Genomic DNA, 517 nt, shown 5'->3' with positions numbered 1-517 from the left:
GTCCAGATCTTCACCGTGGTGGTGCGCCGCATCACTTTCACATCAATCACGCCTTGCCCTGTAAAAAGACCCGTTGCAATTGTTCCACCTTTTCCCCGTGCCACAACATTTTTTGTGCCAGCAGGAATGTTTTGTGGAATCTTAAAAGTGCCCTCAAGGGTGCCATAGGAATTGGCAAAAAGGTAATTATTCGGCAAGACATTCACACCATCAAAGGTAAGACTTTCCAAGATTTCGCTACTGCCAAAACCTTCAATTTTAAAGGAAAGGGTAATTTGTCTTAAAAAGTCGATTTGTTCTTGGTGTGTGTTGATGAAATTATCGCTTACTTCTGTTCTACGTATGGTACTGCCGCGATGTTTTCCCATAATGATTTGATTGGTGATACCCGAGAGCCAATCGGTGCGCTGTTCGTGCCAAAAGTCTGTTGCGGGTTCGATGGTTACTGTACCAGGCAAGGTCGCAAAATTTTGATAAGGATTGATTTTTTCGCAAGCCGTTGTCAACTCTTGCGCAA

General features: G+C 43.9%; 1 protein-coding gene. It reads right to left on the bottom strand.

Translation table 11 applies throughout. The features are described from left to right. Positions 1-517, bottom strand: a 517-nt coding sequence (locus ACFIKO_RS09575; RefSeq protein ID WP_375673948.1) for a DUF4815 domain-containing protein, incomplete at both ends; no start/stop codon positions are given.

Origin of the sequence: Bartonella sp. TS82HLJMH (genome assembly GCF_042193495.1) — a bacterium.
In the GTDB taxonomy this organism is placed as follows: domain Bacteria; phylum Pseudomonadota; class Alphaproteobacteria; order Rhizobiales; family Rhizobiaceae; genus Bartonella; species Bartonella grahamii.
Note: the sequence above shows the minus strand (reverse complement) of the source record. Positions and strands in the feature narration are given on the sequence as shown.